Source organism: Arthrobacter sp. 'calajunan', assembly GCF_046940185.1.
GTDB lineage: Bacteria > Actinomycetota > Actinomycetes > Actinomycetales > Micrococcaceae > Glutamicibacter > Glutamicibacter soli.
The window spans coordinates 1-300 of sequence record NZ_JBKZDY010000035.1 but is presented as its reverse complement, the minus strand read 5'-3'; the positions used below and the strand labels follow the sequence as shown (position 1 = coordinate 300).

General features: G+C 65.3%; 1 pseudogene. It reads right to left on the bottom strand.

Going from position 1 to position 300, the window contains the following annotated elements:
• Positions 1–300: pseudogene (locus RF641_RS17655) on the bottom strand (HNH endonuclease); the annotation flags it as partial.

Sequence of the window (300 nt, the reverse complement as noted above, 5' to 3'; positions counted from 1 at the left end):
TGGTGAAGCGCAGGTAGCGGTCGGTGCCCGCTTCCTTGATGCGGTAGGACTTGGTGTGGCTTTCGAACTGCAGGGTGTATTGGGTGACGGTTTCGCTGATCTGCTTGGGTCCCATGCCGTCGAACAGATCCGGGGTGGCGCGGAAGTGGGTGTCGAAGGCGGTGCGGCGGGCGGCGTTGACGTCCTGCAAGGGGGTGAGGATGGCCATGGCCTGGGGTTCGGTGAGTTCCCCGAGGGCGAAGCGTTGGGCGAGGAAGGGGGTGTCTTCGGCGAGGATGCGGGCGTTGGCCAGGTAGGAGC